This is a genomic window from Chryseobacterium sp. WG23 (genome assembly GCF_024586575.1).
Classification (GTDB): Bacteria; Bacteroidota; Bacteroidia; order Flavobacteriales; family Weeksellaceae; genus Chryseobacterium.
In genome coordinates this window covers 195856-216927 of sequence record NZ_JALCZE010000009.1, presented here as the reverse complement: position 1 = coordinate 216927, position 21072 = coordinate 195856, and the positions used below count along the sequence as shown (strand labels likewise).

17 protein-coding genes are annotated in these 21072 nt (G+C 36.0%); 2 read left to right on the top strand and 15 right to left on the bottom strand.

Annotated features, from left to right (window positions below; all coding sequences use genetic code 11):
- Positions 1–50: 50 nt before the first annotated feature.
- From MP477_RS15320 to MP477_RS15290, 7 genes are all read right to left on the bottom strand, one after another.
- Positions 51–2219, bottom strand: coding sequence for a TonB-dependent siderophore receptor (locus tag MP477_RS15320; RefSeq protein WP_257191078.1), 2169 nt, complete (start codon positions 2217–2219; stop codon positions 51–53).
- A 236-nt stretch (positions 2220–2455) separates the two neighbouring features.
- Positions 2456–2953: a hypothetical protein gene (locus tag MP477_RS15315; RefSeq protein WP_257191077.1), complete on the bottom strand. Its 498-nt coding sequence runs from the start codon at positions 2951–2953 to the stop codon at positions 2456–2458.
- Between the two features lie 276 nt (positions 2954–3229).
- Positions 3230–4069 carry a prolyl oligopeptidase family serine peptidase gene (locus MP477_RS15310; RefSeq protein WP_257191076.1) on the bottom strand — a complete coding sequence of 280 codons (840 nt, stop codon included), beginning with the start codon at positions 4067–4069 and terminating at the stop codon, positions 3230–3232.
- A gap of 608 nt (positions 4070–4677) precedes the next feature.
- Entirely contained in the window at positions 4678–7857 is a 3180-nt protein-coding gene (gene carB, locus MP477_RS15305) for a carbamoyl-phosphate synthase large subunit (RefSeq protein ID WP_230034793.1), read from the bottom strand.
- A gap of 47 nt (positions 7858–7904) precedes the next feature.
- Positions 7905–8267: a four helix bundle protein gene (locus MP477_RS15300; RefSeq protein WP_257191075.1), complete on the bottom strand. Its 363-nt coding sequence runs from the start codon at positions 8265–8267 to the stop codon at positions 7905–7907.
- A gap of 11 nt (positions 8268–8278) precedes the next feature.
- Entirely contained in the window at positions 8279–9361 is a 1083-nt protein-coding gene (locus tag MP477_RS15295) for a carbamoyl phosphate synthase small subunit (RefSeq protein ID WP_230034783.1), read from the bottom strand.
- Positions 9362–9517: 156 nt separating this feature from the next.
- Positions 9518–10408 (bottom strand): aspartate carbamoyltransferase catalytic subunit, encoded by an 891-nt coding sequence (locus MP477_RS15290; protein ID WP_230034781.1) that lies wholly within the window; start codon positions 10406–10408, stop codon positions 9518–9520.
- Between the two features lie 241 nt (positions 10409–10649).
- Between MP477_RS15290 and MP477_RS15285 the strand changes: the two genes are divergently transcribed.
- Positions 10650–11111 carry an Lrp/AsnC family transcriptional regulator gene (locus tag MP477_RS15285; RefSeq protein WP_047485178.1) on the top strand — a complete coding sequence of 154 codons (462 nt, stop codon included), beginning with the start codon at positions 10650–10652 and terminating at the stop codon, positions 11109–11111.
- A gap of 424 nt (positions 11112–11535) precedes the next feature.
- Here MP477_RS15285 and argH read toward each other — a convergent pair whose 3' ends face one another.
- From argH to MP477_RS15245, 8 genes are all read right to left on the bottom strand, one after another.
- On the bottom strand, positions 11536–12840 hold the full coding sequence (gene argH / locus MP477_RS15280) for an argininosuccinate lyase (RefSeq protein WP_257191074.1): 1305 nt from the start codon (positions 12838–12840) through the stop codon (positions 11536–11538).
- A gap of 241 nt (positions 12841–13081) precedes the next feature.
- Positions 13082–14164, bottom strand: coding sequence for a M20 family metallo-hydrolase (locus MP477_RS15275; protein WP_257191073.1), 1083 nt, complete (start codon positions 14162–14164; stop codon positions 13082–13084).
- Positions 14139–14933, bottom strand: coding sequence for an acetylglutamate kinase (argB, locus tag MP477_RS15270; protein WP_257191072.1), 795 nt, complete (start codon positions 14931–14933; stop codon positions 14139–14141). The genes MP477_RS15275 and argB overlap by 26 nt, the downstream gene beginning before the upstream one ends.
- A gap of 65 nt (positions 14934–14998) precedes the next feature.
- The gene (locus MP477_RS15265; RefSeq protein WP_257191071.1) at positions 14999–15958 is read right to left on the bottom strand and encodes an N-acetylornithine carbamoyltransferase; all 960 of its coding nucleotides are present in this window, start codon (positions 15956–15958) and stop codon (positions 14999–15001) included.
- A gap of 345 nt (positions 15959–16303) precedes the next feature.
- On the bottom strand, positions 16304–17443 hold the full coding sequence (locus MP477_RS15260; protein ID WP_257191070.1) for an aspartate aminotransferase family protein: 1140 nt from the start codon (positions 17441–17443) through the stop codon (positions 16304–16306).
- A 106-nt stretch (positions 17444–17549) separates the two neighbouring features.
- A complete protein-coding gene (gene argC / locus MP477_RS15255) occupies positions 17550–18515 on the bottom strand; it encodes an N-acetyl-gamma-glutamyl-phosphate reductase (protein WP_257191069.1) in 966 nt (321 codons plus the stop codon).
- Between the two features lie 52 nt (positions 18516–18567).
- A complete protein-coding gene (locus tag MP477_RS15250; RefSeq protein WP_257191068.1) occupies positions 18568–19767 on the bottom strand; it encodes an argininosuccinate synthase in 1200 nt (399 codons plus the stop codon).
- A complete protein-coding gene (locus MP477_RS15245) occupies positions 19739–20425 on the bottom strand; it encodes a GNAT family N-acetyltransferase (protein WP_257191067.1) in 687 nt (228 codons plus the stop codon). The genes MP477_RS15250 and MP477_RS15245 overlap by 29 nt, the downstream gene beginning before the upstream one ends.
- A gap of 160 nt (positions 20426–20585) precedes the next feature.
- Here MP477_RS15245 and MP477_RS15240 point away from each other — a divergent pair, with 160 nt between their 5' ends.
- A complete protein-coding gene (locus tag MP477_RS15240; RefSeq protein WP_257191066.1) occupies positions 20586–21002 on the top strand; it encodes a helix-turn-helix domain-containing protein in 417 nt (138 codons plus the stop codon).
- Positions 21003–21072 lie beyond the last annotated feature (70 nt).

The window sequence follows — 21072 nt, the reverse complement described above, 5'->3', positions numbered from 1 at the left end:
TAAGGCTTTCCCAACAAATTATATCTTTTTTAAATAATTTTTAATTTTAATTAAAATTTAAATGTGAAGTTGGCAAGAACCTCTCTTGGCTTTTGTGGCTGGCCATAAAAGTTCCAATAAGTCTCATTCAGGGCATTATTCATTTTCAGACCAATTCTGTATTTCTTCTTATCATAGAAAATAGTAGCGCCTACAGAAGTGTATGAAGGTGCCAGAAAATGGTTGGTAATATTGATATAAGTTTTATCTACAAAATTGAACCCTGCTCCGAAGCCTAATCCTTCGTAAGCGCCGTCCATAATTTTATAGCTGGTCCATAAATTGGCTACATGTTTAGGTGTCCATGCAATTCTTTTTCCGGCATCTTTACCTCTGTCATCATAACGGTTATCGTTATACCCGTATCCTCCTACGATATTCCATCCTTTCACCGGGTTTATGACCACGTCCATTTCAAACCCCTGGTTTTTGATATTTCCGTCCTGTCTGCTTCCCATACCTCCCGGGTCAGCAATCACCCTGTTTTTAACATTCATATTGTAATAGGTAATGGTTGAAAGCAATTTCTTCCCGAATAAATCCAGTTTAAAACCGGCTTCAAACTGATTTCCCTGCTCAGGATCCCATTTTGTAAGGACTCCATCCTGGTTAGGTGAAGGGGCTATATTTTTAAATCCATTTACGTAGTTGGCAAAGAACGAAATTTCATCTTTTTTAATTTCATAGACTAACCCAAATTTTGGAGAAAACTGGGTCTGGTTGTACCCGTCATTTTCGGGAACCCCGTTTCTTTTACTATCATCATTTTTGTAATGATCCATTCTTAAGCTTGCCATTACCAGGAAATTATCCGTAATATTTAAAACATCAGAAACATATGCACTGTACGTACTGTATTGTGATATTTCGTATTTGGTCCCATTTCTTGGAAGTGCCTTCACGACATCCCGGGAAATTGAAGTCCAGTCAGAAGTTCCATTCAGTAAAACGACATCTGCAGGCTGAGGCTGATCTTTGTCTACAATGACACCGTTTAAAGGATACGGAACAAATACGGAAGAATCATTCTTACCCACTTTATAGACAGGATACTGATTTTTACTATTCTGGTGGAAATAATCAAATCCTACAACCAGACGGTTTCTCAGTTTTCCTATTTTAAAGTCTCCAATAAAGTTCTGCTGAATATTATCTGTGGTAATTTTATAATTATCAAAAGGGCGGATACTTCTGCTTACAGAATTGTCATTTAAATAGTTCAATACTAAAAATATAGATTCGTTTTCGTTAGCTTCTCCTCTCTGGTAAGACGTTCTGGAAGTCCACTGATCATTAAATTTATGGGTAACTTCAGCCATGGTAACGAAATTGGTTCTTTTTGATCCTATGTCATTGCTTGTAAATGATCTGCCATGAATGGCTGCAAGGTCTTTCATAGAGTGAAAGGTCAGCTTTTCAGACTGCCTCACGTAGGCATTCAGTGTTTTCTCCGGCGAATGGAATTCGGTATCCAATGTTACGGTAGTTTTATCACTTACTTTATATAAAATACTTCCTGAGAAAAACAATCCTTTATTGTACCCTGCATCCTGGAAAGAGTCCTGAGAATAGGCAGCCACATTAAATCTTGCTAAAGCTGTTTTCTCTTTATTCAACGGAGTATTGATGTCTGCAGTGATTCTGTTCATTCCCCAGCTTCCGGTAGTATAGTTGATGATTCCACCAAAATTTTCCTGTGGCTTTTTAGTCACTACATTTACTACTCCTCCATAATTAGCTAATGTTCCTCCAAACAGCGTTCCTGAAGGTCCTTTGATTACTTCTATTCTTTCTATATTAGCAATTTCAGACTGTACTCTCGGGTTTTGGATCAACCCGTTTCTAAAATTCGCAGAAGAACTGAACCCTCTCAGGAAAATATCATTTCCACTATCGTTCACACTGTTATTCACCACCACTCCCGGAGCTGAAGCCATTGCCGTATTGAAATCCACAGCACTCATTTCACTGATAATTTCTTTCGGAACAAGGTTATAAACAGTAGGGTTTTCAAGATTTTCCAATGGAAGTCTTGCTACTGATTCTGATTTCTTGGTTCTGTAATTATGAGTTCCTTGCAGAGATACTGCCTGAATTTCAGCTATTTTAACCGTATCTTTTTCCTGAGCACTCAGCATAGATACGGCTAATAAAGCCGCAGAAATAATTGTCCTTTTCATTGTATAATTAAGTTTAGTATTGCAAAACTATATTATTTTTATTAATTCTAAATAAAAATATGATACAAATCATAAAATTATCTGAATAAAAAAGGCCATAAATAAAGGGTTTCTGAAATTTCAGAAACCCTTTACTCCATCGTTTGATGATATTTAATTCTATATTTTCTTGTTTGTTCCATAATGAATGGAGTAAGTATAATAATATCTTCAGTATATTTATTGTAGTTATGTTGCTATATTATTGCAGACATCATCATCGACATATAATAATTGGCACAGTGTAAGGCATTGATCAGTACAATTTCTTTATCAGGAAATGTTTCAAAGGCATCAGAGGTTGTGATATCATATTCGTAATTTAAGGTACTCCATTTGAGGTTGGGCTTCATTACTAAAAGCTCAATTCCCTCCTGATCAGTCAATACAAATGATTCTTTAAAAATACCTCTGTGTTTAAAAAGAAATCCATTTTTTATCCCATTAAAATAAGTCTGGACTACAATTTCTCCGTTCCAGTTCATTCTGAACTTTAAGAGTACTTTTTCATTATCTTTCAGCTCAATAGTGGTCCCCCAAAAACCCTTAGGCTCAATCTGATAGGTTACGTTTGCAATTTCTGCTATCGCATTAAAATTAAACCAGCTTCCGTAGGTAAGTTTTCCTATCAACTGGCCACCCTGTGTCACCTCAAAGGATAAAGAATTATTTGATTTTGCAAGATATTCTGCCATGGTTATTTCTGATTTGGTGGAGTTTTTATTAATTTCTAAAATATATTTAAAAACAAAGTATTTATGACCCCCTAATTTACAACCTCTTACATAAATCAGCAAAAAAAATATAAGATGTTTTATACACCAGAAGACATATTCTTATGGAAACACAAAAAAATAGAAATTTAAATATGTTTTCAGCAAGCCAACTATCTTAAAATCGAAAGACTGAAAGAAAATTAACAGCATTTATTTGAATTGAATTTACTATATTTTATATCTATCTACAGTTTTCTATTTATGTTTTTTAAACAACCATTTTGGAATTTCTTCCGTCAGTAAAAACGGAATAACAATAGTATTGTGATTGAGATAAGTGAAGGTGGTGAAAATTAGGTTAGGATCTGAAGACATCCTGTTAAATAATTCTACACTTCCGATGTACGGATTTTCAGTATCTTTTTCTCCGTGAATCAACCAGATATTTTTCTTATTTATCTTTCTAAGATTCGAAAAATCCGGAACAGCAGCTACCGATACCAGGGCCGCAAATTTGTCCGGCTGAATATTCATCAGGTTTTGTGCCGTTGATGCCCCCATAGAGTACCCTATCAAATAAATCCTATCTTTATCAATATCCGGATATTCTTTTTCTACATTTTTTATCAAGTCCAATAAAGCAAAAACTTCATGAGAAGGTTTTGAAATTTGAATACTATCATTGTTCTTTTCATAATTTGAAGAGCGCTTACTGAACTGTGGTGCTATTACATAACAATGGTATTTACTGTAAATCTCGTCCCTTAACCACATTTTGGCAAACGGTTCAAGCTGGTTTTCATTATCATTGCCAATTCTGGTTGAATTGTGGAAAGTGATGATTAACGGGTATTTCTTACCCTTAGCAGTATTTTTTGGAGTTAAAAGCCTGTAAGGAATCTGCATACTATCTTTTGAGAATATTTTTTTCCTGAAAACTTCAGTATTTAAACTGTTTACAACTTTCCGGTTATTTAAAAAAGTCAGGCTATCCACCTGAGTATCCCTGAATTCTTTCTTCTGACCAACTATAGAGTTTGTGGTTAAAATCAGGGAAATAATAATCAAAATAGGTTGTAAAATTTGTCTTTGCATGGTGTTTTTAAAAATTATCATTAATTTTTATTTGATTTTGTAAACGTAATCATTTCTAATTTTATCAGACTTTTTTCTAATTCCTGAATGCTAAATTTTTTACCATCTATCTCAACATTATCAATTTCCCAATACCATCGGGAATTATGTGTTTTTTCAATTCTTACTGTTGATTGCGGAGCAATTTCCAAGATAATACCGGAACTGTCCACAACCGATTTATCAACTGATTTTAGATTTTTATTTTTTTAAAAGCTTTAGGTTTTACAATATCATTTATATAATTGAAACTGTAAACACCATAATAATCACTGATACTTGTGGTTCTCAAATTTACGTATTTCAACAATCAAATTTTAATAGTTTACAGGAGATTGTTTTAATTAAAAGTAAAAAGTTCTGTTGCAGAAGTCTATGTAAGAAATAAATCAACAAATTGATTTGGATAAACGTATTGTTCATTGAAGATTTAGCCACAATAACAGAAAGTAAAAATTAGGTAAGGGAGAGCTCTGGCAAACCTAGCGTTGATATATAATTGATTGAGATAAAAAAACCTCATAGATTTCAAAAATCTATGAGGTTTATAGTGTTATATTTTCTGAAAATTACATCGTTTCCATTTTGAAACTCATGCTTTCAATTACTTTCAGAATAGCTTCTACCGTATCCATTGACGTTAAACAAGGAACACCGTTCTCCACACTCATTCTTCTGATCTGGAAACCGTCTCTTTCTGCCTGTTTACCTTTTGTAGTGGTATTCACAACATACTGAACTTTTCCTTTCTGGATCAGATCGATAAGGTTTACACTTTCTTCTCCTATTTTATATCCAATTTTGCAAGGGATTCCTTTTTCTCCAAAGAACTTCGCGGTACCTTCTGTAGCCCAGATTCTGAATCCTACTTCATGGAATCTTGCTGCTAAAGCTGCGGCTTCTCCTTTATGCTTATCTGCTACTGTAAACAGGATGGAACCATGCATAGGAACTTTTCTTCCTGCTGCAACAAGACCTTTGTAAAGTGCTTTTTCAAGCGTTGTATCTTTACCCATAACCTCTCCTGTAGACTTCATTTCAGGTCCTAAAGAGATATCAACTTTCGTTAGTTTTGAGAAAGAGAAAACAGGAACTTTTACAAATACACCTTCTTTATTAGGAACCAGCCCGTCTTTGTAACCAAGATCTGTCAGTTTTTGTCCTAATATTGCTTTTGTAGCAAGGTTAGCCATTGGTACCTCAGTGATTTTAGATAAGAAAGGAACTGTTCTTGAAGAACGCGGGTTCACTTCGATTACATATACATTTCCTTCGAAAAGTACGTACTGGATATTCATTAATCCTATAACCTTCAGTCCTTTTGCCAGTCTCTTTGTATAGTCTACTAAAGTATCAACTTCGCTTTGTGAAATATTTTGTGGCGGATACACTGCAATAGAGTCTCCGGAGTGAACTCCTGCTCTTTCGATGTGCTCCATAATTCCGGGAATTATTACTGTTTCACCATCACAGATTGCATCTACTTCAATCTCCTTTCCTACCATGTACTTGTCAACCAAAATGGGATGTTCTGGGCTTGCTTCAACTGCGAATTCCATATAGTGTGCAAGCTCTGCTTCTGTGTATACAATCTCCATTGCTCTACCCCCTAAAACATAACTTGGACGTACCAATACCGGATAACCGATTTCGTTGGCAATTTCTATTGCTTCTTCTTTTGAGGTTGAAGTTCTTCCTTTTGGCTGAGGAATTCCAAGCTCCTGTAATGCTTTTTCAAATTTATCTCTGTTTTCAGCTCTGTCAAGATCTTCCAGAGAAGTTCCCAAGATCTGTACTCCGTGAGATGCTAACTTATCTGCAAGGTTGATCGCAGTTTGCCCTCCGAACTGAACCACTACTCCTTTAGGTTTTTCAAGGTCGATGATGTTCATTACATCTTCTTCCGTAAGAGGTTCGAAGTATAATTTATCAGATATAGAGAAGTCTGTGGAAACTGTTTCAGGGTTGTTATTGATGATGATCGCTTCGTAACCCATTTCTTTGATTGCCCAAACCGAGTGAACTGTAGCATAATCAAATTCTACCCCCTGTCCGATTCTGATAGGTCCTGAACCCAGCACAATGATCTTTTCTTTATTGGAAACAACACTTTCATTTTCTTCTTCATAGGTTCCGTAGAAATAGGGAGTTTCACTTTCAAATTCTGCGGCACAGGTATCTACCATTTTGTATACCGGCATCACTCCGTTTTCTTTTCTGAAATTGAAAATTTCACGTTCCGTTACATCCCAAAGAACAGCAATATTGATATCTGCAAAACCTAGTTTCTTAGCCTGAATTAAAGTTTCTTTATCAAATTTATGATCAGCAATCACTTTTTCGAAATCTACTAACTTTTTCAGTTTCCAAATGAAGAACTTATCTATTTTGCTCCATTCTACAATCTGTTCCCAATCGTATCCTCTTCTTAAAGCATCTCCGATGATGAACAATCTTTCGTCATCACAAACTCTGATTCTTCTTTCAATTTCTTCTGCTGTAAGAGCCTCAGCCTGTTTTGTTTTTAATCCAAGGTGTTTGATTCCTGTTTCTAATGAACGGATTGCTTTCTGTAAAGACTCCTCAAAATTTCTTCCGATAGCCATTACTTCACCTGTTGCTTTCATCTGAGTAGAAAGTCTTCTGTCGGCAGTTTCGAACTTATCAAATGGGAATCTTGGGAATTTAGTAACTACATAATCCAGCGCCGGCTCAAAACACGCATATGTTTTTCCTGTCACCGGGTTCATAATTTCATCAAGTGTCAATCCTACAGCAATTTTGGCAGCAATTTTGGCAATAGGATATCCTGTTGCTTTACTTGCAAGTGCTGAAGAACGGGAAACTCTTGGGTTTACCTCAATGATATAGTACTCGAAAGAATGTGGATCCAATGCTAATTGTACGTTACATCCTCCTTCAATTCCTAATGCTCTGATGATTTTTAAAGAAGCATTTCTCAATAACTGATACTCTCTGTCTGAAAGGGTCTGAGAAGGTGCTACTACGATTGAATCTCCGGTATGAACTCCCACCGGGTCTATATTTTCCATGTTACAAACCACAATCGCGTTGTCATTTGCATCACGCATTACTTCATATTCAATTTCTTTGAAACCAGCAATTGATTTCTCGATAAGACACTGTGTAACAGGACTATATTTCAATCCCAGTTCAGCAATCTCCTTCAATTCAGCTTCCGTGGAAGCGATACCACCTCCTGTTCCTCCCATGGTAAAGGCAGGACGAACAATTACAGGATATCCGATTTTATCAGCAAAAGCAATTGCTCCTTCTACTGTATTAACGATATCAGACTCCGGAACCGGTTCGTTCAGCTCTCTCATCAGTTCACGGAAAAGGTCTCTGTCTTCTGCTCTGTTAATTGCAGAAAGTGTAGTTCCCAATACTTCCACTTTGCATTCTTCAAGAATTCCTGATTTCTCCAGTTCTACCGCCATGTTCAGCCCTGTCTGACCTCCCAGTGTTGGTAACAATGCATCCGGACGTTCTTTTCTGATGATGTGGCTTACAAACTGTAATGAAATCGGCTCGATATATACTTTATCTGCGATCTCTACATCCGTCATAATTGTTGCAGGGTTTGAGTTGATCAAAATAACCTTGTAGCCTTCTTCTCTCAAAGACAGACAAGCCTGCGTTCCTGCGTAATCAAATTCAGCTGCCTGACCAATGATAATAGGTCCTGAACCGATTACTAAAATTGTTTTTATATCGTTTCTTTTCATAGGGGTTTAAAATGTAACAATCTATCAATTTAACAGTGTAACAATATTTACAAACTGTTGTCTTTTGATAAACTTGTGCTTAAAATTTTATAAATAATCTTTCCAATTTCTATAATCTGTGTTTCTAGTTTTTCATCAAATGGATAACTTTGAGAATGTTTACACAGATATAGCCAATATTTTGTTTCTTCAAGCTCTTTAGCAGCAATTTTCATTTTATTCACAAAATCTTTTTTACTGTAGGGATTTTGTGCTTCAAAAGAATTTGCGCCAATACTTGTTCCTGAACGTAATAATTGTTTAGCAATAACAAATTTCTTCTTATTTTCCAATAATTCACAGAACTCTATAATATCTAATGAGAACTTAACGGTTTTTTCAATTAAAGGATTGTTTTCGAAATTGATCATTTTAATTATTGTTAAACTGGTACATTTTTAAATTGGTACATTAGATCAATGAACTCATCAAAAAGGTAGTTTGCATCTTCCGGGCCTGGGCTCGCTTCAGGGTGGTACTGAACGGAGAAACAAGGGTGGATTTTGTGTTTTAATCCTTCATTTGTTCTGTCGTTCAAGGCGATGTGGGTTTCAATAAGATCTGTTCCTTTTAAGCTTTCCTGATCTACTGCATACCCATGGTTTTGAGAAGTAATAGCCACTTTGTTTTTCTCCAGATCCAATACCGGGTGGTTTCCTCCTCTGTGTCCGAATTTTAGTTTGAAGGTTTTTGCTCCGCAAGCTAATCCGATCAGCTGGTGTCCTAAACAGATTCCAAAGATGGGAACTTTCCCCAGTAAACCTCGGATCATATCCAAAGCGTGTGGTACATCTTCCGGATCTCCAGGACCATTTGACAGCATAATTCCATCAGGATTCATCAGTAAGATCTCTTCTGCTGTTGTATCCTGAGAAACAACGATAATGTCGCAATTTCTTTGTGACAGCTCTCTGATGATCCCCAGTTTAGCTCCAAAATCTACTAAGACTACTTTGAACCCACGATTAGGGTTAGCATAAGGTGTTTTTGTAGAAACTGTTTCCACCTGGTTGATAGGGAAACTTGTAGTTTTTAGTTCTGCAGCAACTGCACTTTCATCAGCATCAGCATTTACAATTTTACCTTTCACTACTCCATAGTTACGAAGAATTCTTGTCAGTCTTCTGGTGTCAATTCCTGAGATTCCTGAAAGGTTTTTCTTTTTAAATAATTCATCTAAAGTAATCTGAGTACGGAAATTAGAAGGAAGATCGCAAAGTTCTTTTACGATAAGTCCTTTAATTGCAGGCTCGATACTTTCATAATCATCACGGTTAATACCATAATTTCCGATAAGCGGATAGGTCATACAAACTATCTGACCGCAGTACGACGGGTCAGAAATCAATTCCTGATACCCTGTCATTCCGGTATTGAAAACTACTTCTCCTGCAGTTTCCAACTCTGCTCCGAAACCTTCTCCATGAAACACTTCACCGGACTCCAGTATTAATTTTTTCTTCATTTTTAAAAATTAGATATTAGATTTTAAAACTTAGAAGTCAGACTTCCTTGTTCTATATTATTTTTTTTTGTACAATGTCGGGTGTACAATGTATAATGTACTTTTCTCCGATCTGTATTTTGTACATTTTACTTTGTACATTATACTTTTTACAATTTACTTAAACGTAAATCCTTTTTCTTCCAGCGCTTCCTTCAGGATCGCCATTCTTGCGAAAACGCCGTTCTGCATTTGTTTAAAAACTCTTGAACGTTCACATTCTACAAGATCCGAATCTATTTCTACCCCTCTGTTGATAGGTGCAGGATGCATAATAATTGCTTCTTTTTTCATCGCTCGTTCCCTTTCTTTGGTGAGGCCATATCTTTTATGATAGTCGGAAGCTGTAAAGCTCATCGCGTCATCATGTCTTTCGTGTTGTATTCTTAAGAGCATCAGAACATCTACATCAGCAATCAGTTCATCTACTGAAAGGTAAGTTCCGTTAATCAAAGCTCCTTCATCAAACCATTGTTCCGGTCCTGAGAAGTATACTTTAGCTCCTAATCTTCTTAGGGCTTCAGCATTTGAATTGGCAACACGGCTGTGTTTTACATCCCCTACAATCCCTACTTTTAATCCTTCGAACCTTCCGAATTCCTGATAGATCGTCATCAGATCCAGCATACACTGTGAAGGGTGATTTCCTGTTCCGTCTCCTCCATTGATCACAGGAATCTTAATATTTTTCAATTCCTCAAAGTACCTGTCCTTTTTATCGCGGATCACTACTAAGTTTACCCCTATACTTTCAATGGTCTTCACCGTATCATAAAGGCTCTCGCCTTTGTTTACCGAACTGTGTGAAGCATCAAAAGGAACAACCTGAAGTCCCAGCTTTCTTTCTGCAATATCAAAGCTCGTCTTTGTTCTTGTACTGTCTTCAAAGAAAAGGTTTGAGCAAAAAACTTCTCCTTCAATTTTAGCAGTTTTTCCATTCGCAAAAGCCATTGCTTCTGTCAGTATACTGTTGATTCTCTCGGTGCTTAGTTCTGTAATCGTAAACATAATTCTTTAATTTTTGAGCATAAAAAAAGCGAAGACAAGATCTTCGCTTAATAACAATAAATATCGTAAAGGGCGCTTTCGCCCGGTAAATCTAATGATATAAATGCTTTTTTATTCATTAGGTGCAAAGATACAGTATTTTTACGAATCTACAAAAACAAAGTTTCAAAAAAATTTAAAACCTCAGTATTTTCCTATTCTCATTTTAAATTAATATTTTTGTTATCACTCAAATTAGTTTATGGATTTAAAAGACAAAATGATTCTCAGCATTATTCAGGAAGACTCTACTCTATCTGTTAAGGAAATTTCAGAAAAGATAGGCCTTACCTTTACTCCAACCTATGAGCGGATCAAACAGCTGGAGAAGCACGGAATTATTGAAAAATATGTAGGTCTTTTAAACCGTGAAAAACTGGGTTTGAATATCATAGTTTATTGTAATGTCCGTCTTAAAGAGCAATCCAAGAAAGTATTGGAAACCTTTGAGAAAAACATCGGAAAATATGATGAAGTACAGGAAATCACCAGCCTTTCCGGGGAATATGACTATATGCTAAAGATCATTGCAAAAGACATTAACTCCTATAATGAATTTGCAGTCAATGTCATCTCAAACCTTCCCAATATCGGACAATACCATAGCTCCATTGTTCTTCATGAGGTAAAAAAATCCACTAAATTCAAAATTGACCTGGAATAATTTTTTCATTTTTAAACTTAAATTAATTTCACTTGCTGAAATCTTTGATTTTCTTGCACCTTAAAAATAATACTTATTATTCCTTGCGTCTTTGCGTATACCAACATTTTTTGGTTTTTATAATCTCTTATTTTGTTAGAAAAACGCAAAGACGCAAAAGAAATTTATATCCTTTATGCTATAAGGCGCAAAGATTTTATCTCCGATAAAATTTCTTAATTTCCAACTATACTCAATAGTTTCAAAGTTTTAAAATCAATCATCAAATTCAAAGAGCGGAATAAAATCTAACCATTAAGATCATTTAAGCAGGTAAGATTTATAAGATTAAGGTTTCACAACGAAAAGGCAGCAGGCTAAAATAATTTTAGAAATTCTACTGATTTTTTTGCTTAAGTTTTTGATGACCTCAATGGCTTAGATTCTAACCCAATAATTTATTTTTCAGTTTATTGAACTGATATTCTATTTTATCCAGACAGAGGTTTCCTATACTCCCCTGATGCGTATGATCAAGATTTCCCGGTTCAAAATCGAATGCATTATTTTCAATCTCCTGTCCTACTTTCACATAGGCGTCACGGAAAGAACTTCCATTTTTCACTTCTTCATTGATCTTTTCTACGCTGAAAAGATATTTATATTTTTCATCTTCCAGAATCCCGTCTTTTACCTGGATATTGGGTAAGGTATAGCTTAAAATCTCCAGACATTCTTTCAGAGAGTCAATCGCCGGGAAAAGAATTTCCTTAGTCAGCTGTACATCTCTGTGATATCCCGACGGAAGATTATTCGTTAGCAGGATAAGCTCATTCGGAAGAGACTGTATTCTGTTACATCTTGCACGAACCAATTCAAAGATATCCGGATTCTTTTTATGGGGCATAATACTGCTGCCCGTTGTAAATTCTTTTGGAAAACTTATAAAATCAAAATTCTGATTCAAATACAGACAAACATCATAAGCAAACTTCCCCAGTGTTCCTGCCAATGTTGCCATTGACATTGCCAGTAATTTTTCTGATTTCCCACGGGTCATCTGTGCATACACTGAGTTATAGTTCATCGACTGAAAGCCTAAATTATACGTTGTACTCTCACGGTTAATAGGAAAAGACGAACCATAACCTGCTGCAGATCCCAATGGATTTTTATTGATGATATTTTTCACTGAAAACAGCATTTCAACATCATCTAAAAGTGCTTCTGCATAAGCTCCAAACCAAAGCCCGAAAGACGAAGGCATAGCAATCTGAAGATGAGTATATCCGGGCAGTAAAACATCCTTATGCTGATCTGCCAGTTTGATTAAAATCTGAAAAAACTCATCTGTAAGCGCCGTTATCTCACGGATCTCATCCAGTAAATAGAGTTTGATATCCAGCAACACCTGATCATTTCTTGATCTTGCAGTATGGATTTTCTTTCCTGTATCGCCTAATTCTTCAATGAGAATAGCTTCTATCTGAGAATGGATATCCTCAGCTTCTTTATCAATTTCAAAACTACCTTTTTCAATTTTTTCTAAAATTTCATTCAAAACAAATAACATCTGCTCTGATTCTTCATCGGAAATAATCCCTGTTTCTGCAAGCATTTTACAATGGGCCATAGAGCCTTTTACATCGTATTTTGCCAAACGCTCATCAAAGTCAAGATCTTTTCCTACGGTGAACTGATTGACTAATATATTGGTGGCAAGGTTATCCTTCTGCCATATCTTTTTCATATGTAACTATTTAAAATATTAATTGGTTTTGACATGCCCAGCAGGCATTCCTTAAAATTACTATTAACTATAAAAAAACATTTCCTCAATAAAAGTTTCCGTTTTTAATTTTCTTTTTTGCATAAATCCTTATTAAAAACTTAAACTTTCTACCTGCTGAGCGTTGTCAAAACATATATTTTTAGATATTCAAATGCCAGACTCTTTGTATCTGAGATCTGAGATTTAGTATCTGATATCTTTATAACACTTTTTCCAGAATTTGGATGTAGACCGCAATCCCTTCTTCTATTTCATGAACATAGATGAATTCATCCGCAGTGTGAGAGCGCCTACTGTCTCCGGGGCCTATTTTCACTGATGTACATGGAATAATGGCCTGATCCGAAGAGGTGGGAGAACCATATGTTGTCCTGCCAATTTCAAGACCTGCCTGTACAAACGGGTGATCCATTTCAATTTTCGAAGAATTGAGTCTGAAAGATCTCGCTGTAAGTGTTGATTCCATTTGAGACTGAATCATTTCAAAAGCTTCTTTATTGGAGTATTCATCTGTCACCCTTACATCCAGTGTAAAATGACAGGATTCAGGTACCACATTATGCTGTACTCCGGCATTAATGCCTGATAAAGTCACTTTTACCTCTCCCAGATATTCTGAAACTTTTGGGAATTTAAATTCTAAAATATGCTGCAGATCCTGCATACATTTTATAATCGAGTTATCATTATTAGGATGAGCAGCATGGGAAGGAGTTCCCTTCATTTCCCCATCAATCACAAGCAGTCCTTTTTCGGCAATCGCCAAATTCATCTGTGTGGGTTCTCCTACAATGGCAAATTCTATGTTGGGTAACTGTGGAAATAAAGCTTCTATTCCATCAAATCCTGAAATCTCCTCCTCTGCAGTTAAAGCAATTACCAGATTATATTTTAAATCTTCTTTATCATAAAAATACAGGAAAACCTGTGCCATAGAAACCAGAGAAGCTCCGGCATCATTGCTTCCCAAACCATAAAGTTTCCCGTCTTTTTCGATCGGCACAAACGGATCCAAAGTATAGGCGTTATTAGGTTTTACTGTATCATGATGGGTATTCAGTAAAACAGAGGGTTTACCTGCATCAAAATTTTTATTGACTGCCCAAATATTATTTTTAAAACGCTTGGTCGGAATCTGATGTTTTTTGAAGAAATTTTCAATCTCCACCGATGTATTGAATTCATCTTTACTGAATGAAGGAATTTCAATCAGATTTTTCAGCAATTCAACTGCATTATTCAGCAATTCTTCTTTATTATAAACAGATTTCAGTTCCTGCATGATGATTCTCTATATGATTTTTCAATTGGGTTTCTTTAATCAGAAACACCTTATTTACGTTATTTTTTATCGCTCCAAGAGCATTTTCAAGTTTGGGTAAAATCCCTTTATGCAGCTTTCCTTCTTTTTTCAACACATCAAAATCTTCACCGTTCATACTTTTGATCAATGATTCCGGATCATCTACATTTTCAAGCACTCCTTCTTTATCAAAACAGTATAATAATTCGACCTCAAATTTCGATGATAAAGCCTGCGCCATCACTGATGCAATGGTATCTGCATTGGTATTGAAAAGATTTCCTTTTTTGTCGTGGGTAATCGCTGAAAATACAGGAATAAGGTCGAGCTTCATGAATTTTGAAACCAATTTCTTATTCACACTTTTTTTATTAATATCCCCTACAAAACCAAAATCAATATCCGGATGTTCTCTTTTTTTAGCTTTAATCAAATTGCCATCCGCACCGGAAAAGCCTATTGCATTACAGTTTTTTTGTTGCAGTTTTTCAACAATATTCTTATTGATCCCTCCCGCATATACCATCGTTACAATATCCAATGTATCTTTATCCGTAATCCGTCTTCCATTAATCATCTTCTGCTCAATACCCAGTTTATCAGCCAAAGTTGTTGCCAATTTACCACCGCCGTGAACAAGGATTTTCTTTTCCTGGATTTCAGAAAATTGTTCTAAGAATTGAGTTAATAATTCCTCATCATCAATTAAAGCTCCTCCAATTTTTATGATGTATAACTTTTCCTTCATTTTGTAAACGTTTTGAGACACTTGCTCTTTTTGATCCTTGTCAAGGCTTAAAACCTTGACAAGGATTATTTGGCTTTTAATTCATCTAAAATTTCGCTGAATACTGCCTGCGCCGAGAAAATACGGTTCTTTGCCTGTTGGTAGATAATAGAATGCTCTCCGTCCATCACTTCATCACTCAGCTCTACATTACGGCGAACAGGGAGACAGTGCATTACTTTTGCCTGATTGGTATTCGCCAGTTTTTCATTCGTCAGCATCCAATCTTCCTGTACTTCCGGCATGGCTGCATAATCATCAAAAGAAGACCAGTTTTTCACATAGATAAAATCAGCATCCTTTAATGCTTCATTCTGATCATGGATTACTTTTACATCTTTTGTGAAATTTTTATCCAGATCATAGCCTTCAGGATTTGCAATCACCAATTCAACATCCATTTCCTGCATCCATTCTGCAAAAGAGTTTCCTACAGCCTGAGCAATGGGTTTGATATGCGGAGCCCATGTAAGCACTACTTTTGGTTTATGATCTTTTTTCCAGTTTTCGGTGATGGTAATACAGTCTGCCAAACTTTGCAACGGATGACGGGTTGCTGATTCCAAAGAGATAACAGGAACTTTTGCATGCTGCTGAAACTGGCTTAAAATACTTTCATTGACATCATCTTCTTTGCTTTTCATTCCTGCAAAACAACGCACAGCAATAATATCGCAATATTGATTTAATACCTCAATAGCATCTTTGATATGCTCCACTGTATCTCCGTTCATTACCGCTCCATCAGCAAATTCAAGATTCCATGCTTCCTGTGCTGCATTCAGTGTCAAAACATTTAACCCTAAATTTTGCGCTGCAATCTGGCTGCTCAAACGGGTTCTTAAACTTGAGTTTAAAAATACAAGTCCTATAGTTTTCCCCTTTCCTTTTTCTGTTTCTGAAAGCGGGTTTGCTTTTATCTCTAAAGCTTTTTTTATGATTTCCTGTAAGTTTTCAACATCACTTACAGCGGTAAAATTCTTCATTGAATGAATGTTTTAAAAATTGATTGACCTATTAATTGTGATAACTTAAACCACAAAAGACACAAAAGTTTTTTATTTAAACACTTAATTTTAAAAAGTTTAACACCTTGAAAACATTAAAGTTTACATAAGATGAAAATCAAAGATTTTCAAAGAACTTAAATGTTCTTATTAACGCTTAGTTGTTACTTAAAATCACTAAAGTGTTAAGTCTTTTGTGACTTTTGTGGTTAACATATTTTCAATTCAAGTTTTGACTATTTCGCCTAGATTCCTACGGAATGACAAACTTGCATTATAATTTGGATCTTAGGCTTTTTGCAATTTTGCTCTCTGCAGTTTTGTTTAAATTTTTTCCAATACTATTTTCAAAGCATTGATGAAAAGGTCGGTTTCCTCTTCTTTGATAGTAAGTGCCGGAAGAATCCTTAAAACACTTTTATCATTTGAGTTTCCTGTAAAAATATGATGATCATACAGCAGGCTTTTCCTTATTTCCGAACAGTCCCTGTCGAGTTCTATTCCGATCATCAGTCCTTTCCTTCGGATTGATTTAATATGTGGTAAATCCTTAATTTCATTTTCAATATATTCGCCCATTTGCTGAGCATTTTCGATAAGGTTTTCCTCCTTCATAACATCCAGAACTGCAATAGACGCTGCACAAGCCAGGTGATTTCCGCCAAATGTTGTTCCCAACAAACCATAGCTTGTCTGAAATTTAGGATGAATTAAAACACCTCCCACCGGAAAACCGTTCCCCATTCCTTTTGCTGTGGTAATCATATCCGGTTGTATTCCGAATTCCTGATGCGCAAAGAAATATCCGCTTCTTCCGTATCCGGATTGTACCTCATCTAAAATCAAAACACTGTCATACTTATCACACAATTCTTTAATTTTAGATAGAAACTCCGCCGTTGGAATCATAATTCCTCCCACACCCTGAATTCCTTCGATAATTACAGAAGAGATTTCATTTCCAGATACTTCAAAAGTCTTTTCAAGCTGTTCGATATCATTCCATTCCGATTTGATAAATCGTTCTGAAAAGTTAACCGGTGCCACAATTTTGGGATTATCGGTTACAGAAACCGCTGCAGAAGTTCTTCCGTGAAATGATCCGGAGAAGTAAAGCACTTTGCTTTTTCCATTGTGAAAAGAAGCTAGTTTTAAGGCATTCTCATTCGCCTCAGCTCCGGAATTACATAAAAAAAGACTGTAATCTTCATAGCCTGAAAGCTTCCCAAGTTTCTCTGCCAGCTCAGTCTGCAATTCATTCTGAACAGAATTAGAATAAAAAGAAATTTTCTCTAACTGCTCTTTTAGTTTTGTCTGATAATGAGGATGATTATGTCCAATGGAAATTACCGCATGACCTCCGTAAAAGTCAAGATATTGTTCTCCCTTATCATCCCAAAGGAAAGATCCCTGAGCTTTAACCGGGTTTATATTAAATAATGGATATACGTTAAATAAATTCATTTTTTGTTGCTAGTTGTTAGTTGATGGTTGAGAGTTAATAGGATCTGCCACCTCATTAATACATTTTACTTTGTAACATTATACATTGTACTTTATGCATTGTACATTAAAAAGCTATCGGCTTCAGATTCAGTCCTTCATTTTCTTCCCAGCCCATGGCAATATTCATATTCTGTACTGCCTGTCCTGAAGCGCCTTTCAACAAATTGTCAATCGCTGAGTGGATCACTACTACATTTCCACATTTTTCGATCTGAATCACACAGCGATTGGTATTGACAACTTGTTTTAAATCAATTGCTTTTTCACTTACCTTTACAAAAGGCTCTCCTGCATAAAAATCCTGATACAACTGATAGAGGTCAGAAAGTCCCCAATCTGTTTTTACCGTAGAACTTGTAAAAATTCCTCTTGCAAAATCCCCTCTCCATGGTACAAAATTCAGGCTGACCTCTTTATGATTAAACAAAACTATTTGTTGTAAAATTTCATCTACATGCTGATGAGATAAAGTTTTGTAAGAAGAGACATTATCGTTTCTCCAGGTAAAATGCGTAGTCGCCTGTAAAGACTGCCCTGCTCCTGTAGATCCTGTAATTCCTGTTGTAAAAACCTCATCCAGCAATTCTTTTTCAGCTAATGGTAAAAGAGCTAACTGAATCGCGGTTGCAAAACATCCCGGATTGGCAATACTCTTTGACCCTGACAGTTGTTTTTTATTGATTTCAGGCAATCCGTAGATAAAATCTCTGTTTCCGAAATCTCCTTGCAAACGGAAGTCATTTCCCAGATCAATCACCAAAGTCTCCTCTTTCACAGGATTCTGGGTTAACCAATTCTGGCTTTCCTTATGGGGAAGACACAGAAAAAGAATATCCACCTCTTCAGGCTGATCTGTTAAAACCTGTTCGCAAACCGTCGTCAAATCCGGGTACAAATCCGATATTCTTGTTCCCGAATTCGAACGACTATATAAAAAACTCAATGTCACATGGGGATGAAAAGCCAGTAAGCGTATCAACTCACTTCCTGTATAGCCGTTGGCTCCTACAATTCCTACTGTTTTCTTCATATTCAAACTAATAGGACTACATCCTATCTTGGGTTAAATCGTTCCTTCGGAACTAGTTGTTGATATTTTGGTTAATTTGGTGGTATATATTTAAAGAGTTGCTTACAATTTTTGTATACCCTTTTACATCTTCTCCTGTCCAAGCTCTGTTCGCTTCTCCATAGCTTCCAAATTGATCAGACATTAAATCGTGAACAGATTCAATTCCATTTAAAACAAATCTGTAAGGATGAAGGGTTACAAATACCTTTCCACTTACTGTTTTTTGAGAATCTACTAAGAAAGATTCAATATTTCTCATCACAGGGTCTAAAAACAATGCTTCATGAAGCCAGTTTCCATACCAATCGGACAATTGAGATTTCATCATCTGCTGGTATTTTGAAAGGGTATGCTTTTCCAATAAATGGTGTGCTTTAATAATTACTGAAGCTGCTGCTGCTTCAAAACCTACTCTTCCTTTTATCCCTACAATAGTATCCCCAACATGGATATCCCGGCCGATACCATACACAGAAGCTAATTTTTCTATTTTCTGAATAGCATATACGGAATGTTCAAAACTCTCCCCATTCACAGCAACCACTTCTCCGTTTTTAAATTCGATCTCCAGTTCTGAAGCCTGAGTTTCCTGAATTTGGGAAGGAAATGCTTCTTCCGGCAGGTAATTTCTTGATGTCAAAGTCTCCTTTCCTCCTACAGAAGTTCCCCAAAGGCCTTTATTCACTGAATATTGCGCTTTATGAAACTCCATTTCATAGCCATGGCTTTTCAAAAACTCAATCTCCTCTTCACGGGATAAAGCCATATCCCGGATCGGGGTAATGATCTCCACATCTGGACACATTACCTGAAATATCAAATCAAAACGAACCTGATCATTTCCGGCCCCTGTACTTCCATGAGCAATAGCATCTGCCTCAACTTCAATTGCATATTTTGCAATCTCCTGTGCCTGAATAGTGCGCTCAGCACTTACAGAAAGAGGATAGGTATTATTTTTCAATACATTCCCAAAAATCAAATACTTCACACAAGAATTATAATAATCTTCCTGAGCATCTACGCACCTGTATGCTTTCACCCCTAGATTAAGGGCTTTTTTCTCCAGTTCCTTTTCTTCTTCTTTAGAAAAACCTCCGGTGTTTACAGTTACTGCATATACATCATACCCCAGTGTTTCATTAAGATATTTCGCACAGTAGGAAGTATCTAAACCTCCGCTAAACGCTAAGATGACCTTCTTTTTCATCTGAATTCTTTTTATTTTTGTTAATGGCCAGATGAAATTCACCAGGAGAATTTTGAGCAGAATACCCCAATCCCGTTTGGTTTATTTCATCATATTTATTGTTAGGCTGATCATTCACAGCCTCATTTTTTGTTATATTTTCCGGAACAAACAACATTGCCGTACACAGGCAGTTTTTACGTTCCTTTTTCATTAAAATTTCGTAATTGACACAATTTTTACAACCGCTCCAAAATTCCTCATCCTGAGTCAGTTCAGAATAGATAACCGGTTTGTATCCTAAATCACTATTTATTTTCATTACCGCCAGACCTGTAGTCAGCCCAAATACTTTAGCTTCCGGATACTTTTCTCTAGATAACTGGAACACTCTATGTTTGATCTGCGTCGCTACTCCTCCATTCCTGAATTTCGGAGATACAATTAATCCTGAGTTGGCAACAAACTTCCCATGCGACCAGGTCTCTATATAGCAGAAACCCACCCACTCGCCGTTTTCAGTAGCTACCACAGCATTGCCATCTGAAATCTTTTTACTTAAATATTCGATGGAACGTTTTGCGATACCCGTTCCTCTGCGCTGTGCAGAATCATACATTTCCTGCTGTATTTCACTCACATACATTAGATGTTCGCATGAGGAAATTTCTATTTCCATTTATTTATCTAATTTTTTTGGCAAATTTAAAATATAATTTCTATAAAAACCAAATAAAAAAGATAATTTTTTTGTTTTAAAAAATTATACAGGTAAAATTATCTTTATCAGAAATTATATATTTGCTAATTTATTATATATTTGCTAAAAAAGTATAGCTATGGAAAATACATGTCCTAAATGCAGTAGTAATAAAATAGTTAAAAGCGGGATCATCAATGAAAAACAACGGTTCCACTGTAAGAACTGCAAGTATTATTTCACGGTTAAAAAACTGGGAAAGCAGATTGACGACTACTATGTAACCAAAGCTTTACAGCTCTACCTGGAAGGTCTAAGCTACCGTGAAATCGAAAGAATTATCGGGGTTTCCCATGTTACGATCAGCTCATGGATCAAAAAATACAATATTACCAGACCTCCCCATTCTGAATTCCATCCTGTTTATAAAATATTAAAACAGAATGAATTAATTGAATACATTGCCCAGGAAGAAAACATTAAAAACTCCGGAATTATCATCACCCAGTTTGCCGATAAGTACATGCTGATCAAATGGGAGAGATTTAAGAAGTAGAGAAGAGAAGAGAAGAGAAGAGAACCAAGAACCAAGAACCAAGAATAAAGACATCAGGTATTAAACAGGA

Excerpts from the sequence above, each read along its gene's own strand:
- MP477_RS15320 (WP_257191078.1), bottom strand. The coding sequence starts at position 2,219 with ATGAAAAGGACAATTATTTCTGCGGCTTTATTAGCCGTATCTATGCTG.
- MP477_RS15315 (WP_257191077.1), bottom strand. The coding sequence starts at position 2,953 with ATGGCAGAATATCTTGCAAAATCAAATAATTCTTTATCCTTTGAGGTG.
- MP477_RS15310 (WP_257191076.1), bottom strand. The coding sequence starts at position 4,069 with ATGCAAAGACAAATTTTACAACCTATTTTGATTATTATTTCCCTGATT.
- carB (WP_230034793.1), bottom strand. The coding sequence starts at position 7,857 with ATGAAAAGAAACGATATAAAAACAATTTTAGTAATCGGTTCAGGACCT.
- MP477_RS15300 (WP_257191075.1), bottom strand. The coding sequence starts at position 8,267 with ATGATCAATTTCGAAAACAATCCTTTAATTGAAAAAACCGTTAAGTTC.
- MP477_RS15295 (WP_230034783.1), bottom strand. The coding sequence starts at position 9,361 with ATGAAGAAAAAATTAATACTGGAGTCCGGTGAAGTGTTTCATGGAGAA.
- MP477_RS15290 (WP_230034781.1), bottom strand. The coding sequence starts at position 10,408 with ATGTTTACGATTACAGAACTAAGCACCGAGAGAATCAACAGTATACTG.
- MP477_RS15285 (WP_047485178.1), top strand. The coding sequence starts at position 10,650 with ATGGATTTAAAAGACAAAATGATTCTCAGCATTATTCAGGAAGACTCT.
- argH (WP_257191074.1), bottom strand. The coding sequence starts at position 12,840 with ATGAAAAAGATATGGCAGAAGGATAACCTTGCCACCAATATATTAGTC.
- MP477_RS15275 (WP_257191073.1), bottom strand. The coding sequence starts at position 14,164 with ATGCAGGAACTGAAATCTGTTTATAATAAAGAAGAATTGCTGAATAAT.
- argB (WP_257191072.1), bottom strand. The coding sequence starts at position 14,933 with ATGAAGGAAAAGTTATACATCATAAAAATTGGAGGAGCTTTAATTGAT.
- MP477_RS15265 (WP_257191071.1), bottom strand. The coding sequence starts at position 15,958 with ATGAAGAATTTTACCGCTGTAAGTGATGTTGAAAACTTACAGGAAATC.
- MP477_RS15260 (WP_257191070.1), bottom strand. The coding sequence starts at position 17,443 with ATGAATTTATTTAACGTATATCCATTATTTAATATAAACCCGGTTAAA.
- argC (WP_257191069.1), bottom strand. The coding sequence starts at position 18,515 with ATGAAGAAAACAGTAGGAATTGTAGGAGCCAACGGCTATACAGGAAGT.
- MP477_RS15250 (WP_257191068.1), bottom strand. The coding sequence starts at position 19,767 with ATGAAAAAGAAGGTCATCTTAGCGTTTAGCGGAGGTTTAGATACTTCC.
- MP477_RS15245 (WP_257191067.1), bottom strand. The coding sequence starts at position 20,425 with ATGGAAATAGAAATTTCCTCATGCGAACATCTAATGTATGTGAGTGAA.
- MP477_RS15240 (WP_257191066.1), top strand. The coding sequence starts at position 20,586 with ATGGAAAATACATGTCCTAAATGCAGTAGTAATAAAATAGTTAAAAGC.